The 11,045-nt window shown below is 39.9% G+C and carries 7 protein-coding genes; 6 read left to right on the top strand and 1 reads right to left on the bottom strand.

What is annotated here, in order from left to right:
* Together LJD61_RS08225 and LJD61_RS08220 are read left to right on the top strand one after the other, a co-directional pair.
* On the top strand, window positions 1-805 hold an 805-nt coding region (locus LJD61_RS08225; protein WP_255227052.1), incomplete at its 5' end, for a protease complex subunit PrcB family protein.
* A 47-nt stretch (window positions 806-852) separates the two neighbouring features.
* Complete coding sequence (locus LJD61_RS08220; RefSeq protein WP_255227051.1) at window positions 853-5,427, top strand: S8 family serine peptidase; 4,575 nt, start codon at window positions 853-855, stop codon at window positions 5,425-5,427.
* Between the two features lie 295 nt (window positions 5,428-5,722).
* On the opposite strand, the gene LJD61_RS08215 is transcribed toward LJD61_RS08220, so the two are convergent.
* Window positions 5,723-6,805, bottom strand: coding sequence for an amidohydrolase (locus LJD61_RS08215; protein WP_255227050.1), 1,083 nt, complete (start codon window positions 6,803-6,805; stop codon window positions 5,723-5,725).
* 227 nt (window positions 6,806-7,032) lie between these two features.
* Between LJD61_RS08215 and LJD61_RS08210 the strand changes: the two genes are divergently transcribed.
* The 4 genes from LJD61_RS08210 to LJD61_RS08195 are packed head-to-tail and all read left to right on the top strand — an operon-like array spanning window position 7,033 to window position 11,000.
* Window positions 7,033-7,401 carry a helix-turn-helix domain-containing protein gene (locus LJD61_RS08210; protein ID WP_255227056.1) on the top strand — a complete coding sequence of 123 codons (369 nt, stop codon included), beginning with the start codon at window positions 7,033-7,035 and terminating at the stop codon, window positions 7,399-7,401.
* A gap of 12 nt (window positions 7,402-7,413) precedes the next feature.
* On the top strand, window positions 7,414-8,208 hold the full coding sequence (locus LJD61_RS08205) for an ImmA/IrrE family metallo-endopeptidase (protein ID WP_255227049.1): 795 nt from the start codon (window positions 7,414-7,416) through the stop codon (window positions 8,206-8,208).
* The gene (locus LJD61_RS08200) at window positions 8,205-9,074 is read left to right on the top strand and encodes a hypothetical protein (protein ID WP_255227048.1); all 870 of its coding nucleotides are present in this window, start codon (window positions 8,205-8,207) and stop codon (window positions 9,072-9,074) included. Before LJD61_RS08205 ends, LJD61_RS08200 begins: the two co-directional genes overlap by 4 nt.
* 27 nt (window positions 9,075-9,101) lie before the next feature.
* Complete coding sequence (locus LJD61_RS08195; RefSeq protein ID WP_255227047.1) at window positions 9,102-11,000, top strand: hypothetical protein; 1,899 nt, start codon at window positions 9,102-9,104, stop codon at window positions 10,998-11,000.
* Window positions 11,001-11,045: the final 45 nt, after the last annotated feature.

Here is an 11,045-nt window from a genome sequence, read left to right as displayed (position 1 = left end):
CATAAATACGGAGAGATTCTTGGTATCACTATATAATGTTACCTCCTCCTATGATTCAACTTTGAGAAACGATAAGCATGCGGATTTTGATACTGCGCTGTCATATTTTCAAAATAAGGGGATAATCACGAAAGATGAGATCGATGGAGACAAGCCTATTTCACGCCTGGAAGCAGTGAAATTGCTGATGAAAACATTGGGCTTGTTTAAGGAAATAAAGCTTCCGCAGACAAATGAGAATGCTTTTAAGGATTTAAACAAGATGAATGAAGAAGATATTGCTTATACTCTGGAAGCAAATCGTTTAGGAATAGTGAATGGGCATATCGATGGAACATTCAGACCAGATATGGCTATATCACAAGTTCAAGCTATATTGCTTCTGCAAAGATATAAAGGAGAGCTGCAAATGAATAAAAAGCCAATCCCCTTTGCGGTGCAGAAAAATCCCAATGCATACTCCGGACAGAAGGAAGCGGTAAAGGTAGAAATAAAGGATGATAAAGTGCTGATAATGATTACAAGGGAGTTCCCTACATCCGGTTATAGTATGAGCATAGAAAAAATTCTTGAGTCTTCAAGCGGGAACTATGATATTTATCTGAAGATTAACAAGCCGGATTCCAATCAAAAGGTTCTGCAGGTTATTACATACAAATCTGTAAAGGTTGAAATAGATAAAGCTATATTAATGGAACCTTATAAATTTAATGTATTAGACACACTTCCGGATCAAAGCAGAGGACTAAGCAAAAGGGCGAATGCGTCAATCAGCCAATTTCTAAAGAAAGGGGAGAGATTTTAAAAAAAATATGCTGATTGAGTAAATTATATTAATAAGGGGGAAAAGGATTGAAAACCAAGAAAATATTTTCGCTAATGCTTGCATTTGTTATGCTGTTTAGTATGACAACAAATGTGTTTGCAGGTCCCTCTGATAAGTTGAACAGTGAAATTTTGGGGGGTCATACAAAAGCACGCCCGGCCGATGAGAAGATCGGCAGAAGCATTACACTGGATCCAAGAGCTAAAGGGCTGAAGGATAGTGACAAGGTAAGAATCATTGTAGAGCTTGGAGATAAGCCGCTTATAGAATATGCAACGGAAAAGAATGTAAAGCTGGATAAGCTGAGCAAGACTGAATCTCTAAAAGTAACAGAGAGCTTGCAAGATAGGCAAGCGACAGTTAAAAGCAATATTAAAGTCAAAGGCATAGATATTGAATATCATCAAAGCTTTACAAATGTAGTAAATGGTTTTAGCGGCACTACGACCTATAAGGAAGCTAAAATGCTTGAAGCAGTACAGGGCGTAGAAAATGTATTCATAGCAAATGAATACACAAGACCGGAACCGGAAATGATTAACAGCAAAGATCTTGTAAGGGCCAAAGAGACATGGGGTAATCTGGGATACAATGGTGAGGGTATGGTAGCCGCAATTATAGATACGGGCATCGATCCTTCACATAAAGATATGGTTCTTACAAATGAGTCAAAGGCAAAGCTGACAGAAGCAAAGATTCCTGATAAGCTTCCCGGAACTTATCGAACACCAAAGGTGCCATATGGTTATAACTATATGGATGAAAACCTAGAGATATTGGATTTGGGACCTGATGCTTCAGAACATGGAATGCACGTGGCAGGAACAGTAGGAGCCAATGGCAATGAGAACAATGGTGGCATTAAGGGTATTGCACCCGAGATACAATTACTGGCAATGAAAGTATTCGGAAATAATCCCGCAATGCCTTCTACTTTCGGAGATATTATAATAAAGGCTATAGATGATTCCGTTGCACTTGGAGCGGATGTAATAAATATGAGCTTGGGCTCGACAGCTTCATTTGTAGAGGATAATCTGGAGCAGGCAGCAGTGACAAGAGCAGTGAAAAACGGTGTGCTTGTATCCATATCGGCAGGAAATTCTGCATACTTTGGATATGGTTGGGATTATCCATATGCATCGAATCCAGACATAGGAGTTGTGGGATCTCCGGGATTGACCGCTGAGTCAATTCAAGTTGCATCCGCAAATAACAAGCTTTATCTGTATGAGAATACTGTAACTGTAACTGATGCTGTATATGGCTCAATAAATATCACGGGCTATGGTAAAGATAGCTGGGAAGATAGACAATTGGATGGCGAGCATGAACTGGTAGCTATAGGGGGTGACAAGTATGGTGAACCCGATTGCTATCAAGGTATAGATGTAACAGGAAAAATAGTGCTTGTACAGAGAGGAAAAGGCATTGCTTTTGTTGATAAAACAAAATATGCTGCAAAGGAAGGTGCTGCCGGCATAATAGTATACAACCATGATGATAAAGCGACTTTCTACTATGATCAAGGCGGATGGGACATACCATTTATGTTGATTGGGAAAAAAGATGGTGAGGAACTTGAGACTGCATTGGCATCAGCCGGTGGTTCTATAAAGATTGATGTTGCAACTACAGATGAAAGTATAGATCCGACATCCGGAACGCTATCCGATTTTTCATCGTGGGGGGCGACTCCGAACCTGGACTTTAAGCCTGAGATCACTGCACCAGGAGGGAATATTTATTCAACCGCACAGAATGACGGCTATCAGTATATGAGCGGTACCTCAATGGCTGCACCTCATGTGACCGGCGGAGCGGCCTTGGTATTGCAGAGAGTTAATAAAGAATTCCCTAACCTTTCGGGAAAAGCCAAGGTGGAAATGACTAAAAATCTGATAATGAGTACGGCACATCCAGTTGCTGATGCGGGATTGTATAACGACTACTTTGGATTAGGCAATTACACCTCACCGAGAAGGCAAGGCGCAGGAATGATGGACATCTATGCTGCTGCGACAACTCCGGCTGTCATTACTGATAAGGCAACGGGACTCAGCAAGGTCAACCTTAAAGAGATGGGTGACATAACGACCTTTACTTTAGCAGTCACAAACTTCAGTAATGCAACGGTTGCTTATGCTGTGTATGGAACAGTAACAACTGATTTAGTTGATGAAGATGGTTATAACTGTACGGAACCTCAAGGTGTATATGAGGATGGTACTACAAGCGATGATGAGCCGTGGCTTGGGAAGTTCCCGATATCCTTCACTTCTAACGGTAAAAAGATAAAAGATTTGGAGGTAAAGACCGGAGAAACGGTAAACTTTGATGTTACAATCGATCTGACTAATGCCATAGATTGGTATGACAATATTCCATTGGAAGAAATATTTGAAAATGGAGCATTTATAGAAGGCTTCGTACAATTGTGCAACATAAATGGTGATGCCAATAAAAATGATTTAAGCATCCCTTATATGGGATTCTATGGTAAATGGGATCAGGCATCTATTATAGACGGTACAGTTTATGGCAATGGAGGTACACCCTTCTATTTAGGTTCGCTTATGGCTTGGGAAGACATGAGGTCCGGAGATTTATTTACGCTTGGACTTAGAGAAGACGAACCTGGAAAGGAAGTGTTCGAAGCCCAAAATATTGCATTTTCGCCCAATGGAGACGGAGCAGCCGACAATGTTATCCCTGTACTGTCTTTCTTGAGAAATGCCAAAGATATTGAGATGAATATACTTGATGCAAATCGCAAAAAGATAAGAAGCTTGGCTATGGAGAACAACATTGTAAAGAACTATTTTGACGGAGACAGTGATCCTATATACAGAGTAAATGATCTGTGGCGTTGGGATGGAAAGGTAAATAATAAAATAGTTTCGGAGGGAAATTATTTCTACGAGATCAAGACGAAGATTGATTATCCAAATGCAGAATGGCAAACGGTAACATTCCCAGTGAGAGTGGATAAAACGGCTCCGGTTATAGACAGTGTTAATTATGATGAAACTAAAAATAAGCTTGAAGTCGTTGCAAATGATGGAAAGTATTCAATGATGATGTATCAGTTATACAAAGGCAAGAAGCTTTTAGGTTTATATGACGAAAACGGTGAGTTTGTGGGCGATAGTAGTTATAACGGAATATTTGATACTTCAATGCTTAACCTCGAAATAGGCTCTCACGATGTATCGGTAGTAGCATATGACTATGCATGGAATAAGGATGCGAAAATTATCACAATTCAAGGGACTAAACAGCCTGGGACGGTGCCGGTAGATCCCTCAGAACCGACTCCCATAGAAGAGCCTAAGGGAGCAAAACCGGGAGACACAACGATACCGACAGTTATGCTAACTGATCCGGAGTTTATGGAGATGTACAATACATCTGAGATAGTGTTTGAGGGCTATGTAGAAGATGAATCATCTATTGATATATTTAAAATCAATGGTGCACCTGTCAATCTTAACTGGGACAGTGAAGACGGTGTATGGTATTTTGCTACTACATTGAATCTGAAGGATGGTTATCATTCAATAAGAGTAGAAGCAAAAGACTCGGCAAATAACGAAATCGATTTCCTGCATAAGGTATTCGTAGATACTACAAAGCCGGTTATTACTGTTACTAATGGAGATGTCGGTTATACAACAGCCAGCAGCATAAAAATATCGGCAAAAATAACGGATAATTTACCGATTCTGAGAGTAAGGCTTAATAGTGATATGCTGACAAATATAGAACCCAATATGGAATTCTTCGAAAGCTTGAAGCCTGCAGAATACATTCTAAATCATAATGTGATGCTGCAGCTTGGAAGCAATAAAATTGTTATTGAAGCGGAAGACGGCGCGGGTAATGCTGTGACTAAAACGATTAATATAACAAGAGAAAAGCCGTCCGACGGTAAAGAGGATGGCGAAGGAAACGGCGGCAGCGGAGGCTCAGGTGGAGGCTCAGGAAGTCCATCGGCAACCACACCGACTACTCCGACTACACCACCGGTACAGCCGACTGAGCCGGCACCGCAGCCTGTAGAAATGACAGACCTGCAAGGCTATGAATGGGCAAAAGAACAGATAAATGCTTTGGTTACGAAAGGAATTCTAAGGCCTGCTGAAGGTGCAAACTTTGCTCCGAAGACAAATATAACCAGAGCAGATTTCGCATACGGATTGATAAAAGCGCTGGGCTTGACAGCCTTATTTGATAGTAATTTTGATGATGTAAATGCGTCAGATTATTACTATAACGAAATTGCTATTGCAAGGGCTCTTGGTATTTTGACAGGAGTAGGCGGCAACAAGCTAAATCCTGATGCTGCAATAACAAGGCAGGATATGATGACAATGATAGACCGCGCATTGACGATAGCGAAAAAGAATACGGAAGGCAAAGCAGATTTAAGTAAATTTGCCGATAATGCGCAAATCTCAGGATATGCACAGGATGCTATCGCCAGAGTAGTAGAGCTGGGCATCATCCAGGGTGACGGAACCAATGTCAACCCGCTGTCTAATACGAGCAGGGCAGAAGCCGCCGTAGTATTATTCAGACTTTTGAATTTAGATAAATAGGCATCCGGTAAATACAGGACATACAAAATCAGTCCCATCTACGAGATAATTCTCATAGATGGGACTTACTCTAGTGCCAACCGGGGAGACGGTTTCACTTTTGGCTTTTTATACATTAATTCCTTGTTAGGCTCGTTGATTTACAGCAGAGGCTGAATAAGCTCAGCCATAAAATTTATCAATCCGCTCAAGATTGTCGAATTTTATCTTTCTTGCAACCTCACGTCCTCCTTCATTTTGAACTTGTAAGTAATACTTACAAGTTCGATTTTCATCGTTACCACCTGGCAGATGGTTACCCCAGTCCAATAATTATTGCATAAAGGGTTTTTACGGCCTTTACCATGGTTCCTTCATCAAAATCAAAGTTTCCGTTGTGAAAGGCATTCTTTATATCAGAACCCCACATGAGGTATGTAGCTAGGCCGCCGTTGTCCATGACATGCCTCATCATAAGAGTAAAATCTTCACTGACATGTATTTGGGCTCGAGATACTACATGATCATATATGCCTAAGCTTTCCACTATTGCTTTGACTTTTGATTCCAGTTCTTTTGAGCTTTCTGCCGATATCGAAGCACCTGCCGGTATGATCTCATACCTTACCCCATAGGTTTTAGCTATGCCGTCAATGATGCTTACGGCACTGTCATACATATATTTATTCAACTCGTCTGTTTCTCCGCGGACTTCTATCTGCAGCTCCGCGTATTCGGGAATGACATTGCGGAAGCTGCCAGAGGCCATCTTCCCTACATTGATCCTTGTCGTACCGTCGCTATGGCGGGGGATGGCATAGAGGCTCATTATCATATTGGCTGCTGCCAGCATGGCATTCTTGCCTTTCTCGGGAGAATTGCCGGCATGTGCAGCATTTCCGTATATCTTCACATCGAATTTATCTGTTGCCAGGAAGCCGTAGCAGCCTGCAGAGAATGAGTCTGAGCTTTTCATGGATAAACCTATGTGGCCGCCTATGATAAAATCTATCTTAGGCAGGATGCCGCTGTTTATTATTGCCCTGGCGCCCCTCACGCCCTCCTCGGCAGGCTGGAAAATGAGGACTATTTTCCCCTTCAGCCTTTCCTTTGACTGTGCCAGCAGCTTTGCAAAGACGAGGCCGATGGCAATATGGCCGTCATGGCCGCAGCTGTGAGCCAATCCGCTGTTTGTGGAGCAGAATCCTTCCGCATAAGGGACATGGCTTTCTTCATTGCTCTCGTTGACTATGACACAGTCTATGTCAAATCTGAAGGCCGTGCAAGGTCCTTCGCCGCATTCAAGAATGCCTATTGCTCCTGTAAATCCGCCCTGCATCATGGCTATCATTTCCGGGTCAGCGCCGTATTCTACGGCTTTTCTTTCATAATATTGCAAGGCTTAAGCCAATATTCAATTGCATATGGCCTTCACATTTATAAATAAAAAATATATTGACACTACCAAAGCATTAGAAGGAATTAGATTTTGCTAATGCTTTTTTCCAATGAGGGATTTTACAACTAAAAAAGATAAATTTGTGAGCATGTAAAAATATTTTTTACAAATCGTATATTTTTAAGGTCTTTTGCTGTATAATATAGTAGGAGGTGTAAAAAGTGACTATGGAATTATTGTTCGAAAATAGAAAACGGGTTGGTGAAAATATATTGAATATCATTAAAGATAATGGATATACAAAGTCTTCATTCTCAAGGCTTATTAATGTTTCAAGGCCTACTCTGGATAAATTAATTAGAGGGGAAGTTGACAATCTCGCCACCTTTAAAACCCATGTTCAAAAAATTTTAGAAAGTCAAGACATGAACGAAGAAGAATTGATGAATTATGTTCCAAGGTACAATACGAAAAAGGAACTTGTTTTTGCATTATCTGACAATGCTCCGGAGAATCATGCCCTAAACTCTGAGGCTCGAGACATATTTGGCATTTTAGAAGATATAGTTCATATGTATGAGCTGTATTATAATTAAGAAGGTGTAGTTATGTCGGAATTAATAACGGGTAAGAAACTGGAGCAGGTTATTGAAAAAAATAAACTGATTAAAGATGATATACAAAGATTAATAAATGATTTTACAGTTAGATTCAACAAGTCTGGGGTAACAGGACAAGACAAACTATCTTTTTCGGTGTTAAAGGAGAATCATTTAATCCAGATTCCTATTGATGACAAATATTGGGGTGGCGCCATTATTACAAAGGAAAATATTAAAATACCAGTTATCAATACAGCTCAGCCCCGTGTATATCAATATTTTGTTGCATGGCATGAAATATACCATTTGCTTTATGACCTCAATTTAAATGAAGAGACACATAATATTGCTGTTGATATGGACATAAATGAAAGAAAGGCAGATTATTTTGCTGCAAAAATGATTTTTGGTAATGTGTATGACTACTACTATTCGTTGGATGATGAAGATTTTATTGACAGAGTTATAAAATGCATGGATGTATATAAGGCACCATATAAGGCTGTGCTAGTAGAACTATTTGAGGAAGCCGTTATGAAATACAATGATTTGGATTTAAAAGAAAAAATTCTGGAGCATTTTGATAATAAGCCTGAAGCGTTAGTACAAAAATTTATAGATCTAGGATTAGATTCGGAGTTAGTGAAGCCTTCATATGTTGTAAATCTGGGTGGATTAGAGAAAAAAATGCAAAATGCTATGAAGGAAAACCCGGATGTCTCCCATCATAAAGACAATTATCAATTTTTACTTACACTAAAGGATAAAATTAAAAGAGAAGTGGAGGGGCTTGCCAAGTGAAAGAAGAAGATATTAACTACTTGAAAAAATATCTTTCAATGGGTAAGTCTCTCAAAGTTTGTATCTTGGATAATAACTCGATTGAATTTTTAACCTGTACACATGGGAGCATTAGCCCTGAAAAGATATTTAGTCAGTATGATATTATTCTTATTCCTCAATGGGTATGGCTTGAGATATGTGATAGTAATAATAGAGAAAGTTACATAAATGATTTAAAAGATTATTCGAAGGTCCAAATTATAGATGAAGTTGACTACTCGACGTTGGTAGATCGTAAAGAAGCAGAACTATATTATCTCTTCCTATATTGCTGCTACAATGTGAGTAGGCTTGTTAGTTTTATCAAGAAAAACATCCTAAAAAATAGGCCAGTAGAGGATTTAGACCCCTATGAAGAATGGCTTAGCATGCTTTATAAAGAAGGATTAGACCAAAGAGAACTTTCAAACGGCAGAATTCAAAGGAAGAATGCAGGAGAGATTTCAATTTCTGTTTTAAGTTATATCCTTTCCTGCTATTATAGTATAAATATTGATACCATAACTATCTTCAGCAGTGACAGGGATGCCTATGAATTTGTCTCTAAAGCTAAGGAAATGCTTTATAAAGACGAGCACTTTAAAAACAGAATGAATGCTTCCATAACTTTCAAATCAAATGACTTTTTAATTTATGAGTGGACAAGACTTGGATATGTAAAGGAGCAAAATATTAGTAAATTTGTTGATAGCCACAGGCAAACGAGAAGAATTAAATTTACGAGAAAAAAGCAGGATAATTCAATTGAAGAGCAAGATAAAGTCATAGAAAATGCTATCTTTTTGGAGATGTTGAGAGACAGTACAATGCATATAATTTTTTAAAGATTAGTTGAAGGCGGGGGGATGAGCATGATAAATCAGATAGGTGAGGTCAAAAGAACAGATCTGGATTTGCGTATTGAATATCTGGGACTGAAGACGAAGATATACCGCATTGAAGATGAGAGATTTGTTATATTGTGTGAGGATTATGAGGGCGATTTTGAGAAGCTCAAGAAGCATTTCGATGATAATATCCGCCCCATATGCTGCTGGGTTGAGTTAGCTCTAAAGGAGCCGGAGCACTATAAAGAAATGATAGAGGGCATTCCTTTAGATGATATAACGAGCAATTTTCAAGGCATATGTCTGACAAAGCCGGAGATAGACAATATGCTCACCAGCAAATTTCACTATATTGATTTTGCAGATATATCGGCTGTACCGGGGCAGCACGCCAAGTTGATAATCACTGTTTCAGATGAGACAAAAGCTGAAGATATAGCCTTGCTGGAGGATTTTCTGTCTAAAATGGAGCTGAGCTTTGAAATGGTCATAGTGCGTAAAGAATCGGATGCTCCCATAGAAGATAAAAAGCCGGGGGGCAAATGGCAAAACGGGCAAAGCCCCTATTACAGCGATCCTATATATTGCTTCACGGATAAAAGCTTTCCCTTCTCGGTCAATGATGCCGACTACTGGTTTTCCAACGTGGAAAAGATATATCAAGGAAAGATAGATAGGGACAAGCTTCCCTTTTTTCACCCGGGAGAGACCAAATGCTACTTGGATTTTACGGGCTTTAAAAATGTTAACCTGAGAAATAATATACTGCTTTATGACAAGACCTATCTTGCACTGCCCATTGAAAACAACCTGGACTCATTCCTTGAGCATCAGAATATCACAAAGAACGAATTGATCGAATTGGTGGAGAGAGAAAAAGTAGTAATCTTGCTGCCTAATACGGAATCACGGTACGACAGGAAATTGGTCATGGAGGCATATAATCACAAGAATAATTCCGTGATCAGCAAGAGGGGAATAAATGCCCTGATAGCTTGCTATATGGCAGAGGTGGAGAAGTCCTATTGTGCCGACTATCCCGAATATAGGGAAATGATATATGAGATACATCCATATCTGAAAAATACAGAGGATGAAAAAGCGATTCAGATGGCAAAGTTTATGGCCTGGCCCATTACCGCAAAGCTGGAAAGCTTTAGGATATTGAATCAGGGCAGCCCCATGTCAATAAGCAGCTTTGGGATCAACACGGTATTAGAAGAGATGATTCATTCATTGGAAAAGACTAATGAGCTCTCCTTTGAATTTGTGGTCAACTCCGGCAGCATACATATAGCTACCGCTTTGCAGGCAACTTATTTCCCCTTTAATGAGGAAAGGGAGGGCAGCAAGTATTCCGACAGCGGAGTATCGGTCGTCCTTGCAAGCCTGCTCAACAGCTATTACTATTCTTCTCCGGAGGATATGGAGCAGATAAAAAAGGTGTCGGAAATCAGCAAAAGGGAAAACAACTATATAAATCTGCTGAATTGTGATAATACGGTCAGCATCACCAGATTTGCAGATAAGGCAAAAACATATAATACGGCAACTGAGCTTGCAGGCATATTGGCGAAGCTGGAGTGCATGGATGAAAAGGAGCGCAAGGAGAGGATCAGCGGCTATAATTCGCTTCTATGCGATATTGCGGAGATCCCGGATAAGGAAAGGTGGAAATGCCTGAAATATTTCTTGGGTGCGGCGGGACTTATTCCGATCTTGCCTCCCCCTATTTCAATCGGCGTTGCTCTGGCCGATCTGGGAGTAACGGCGCTGGATAAAGCCTTGTCGAAGAGAAAGGAAGCTGAGAAAAAGCAGATTGCGTATAAGATTAATAAAGCCACAAAAGAAAAGCCGGATAAAGAGCTTGTAGACGATGTCTATATATTGGATAAGATTGCGAGAATTGCGAAGTTGCAGTAGCTAGGGGATATTGTGTTCTGGTCACTATTCTAAAAATAAGTAAGC

Source organism: Lutispora saccharofermentans (assembly GCF_024363565.1).
Classification (GTDB): Bacteria; Bacillota; Clostridia; order Lutisporales; family Lutisporaceae; genus Lutispora; species Lutispora saccharofermentans.
Note: the sequence above shows the minus strand (reverse complement) of the source record. Positions and strands in the feature narration are given on the sequence as shown.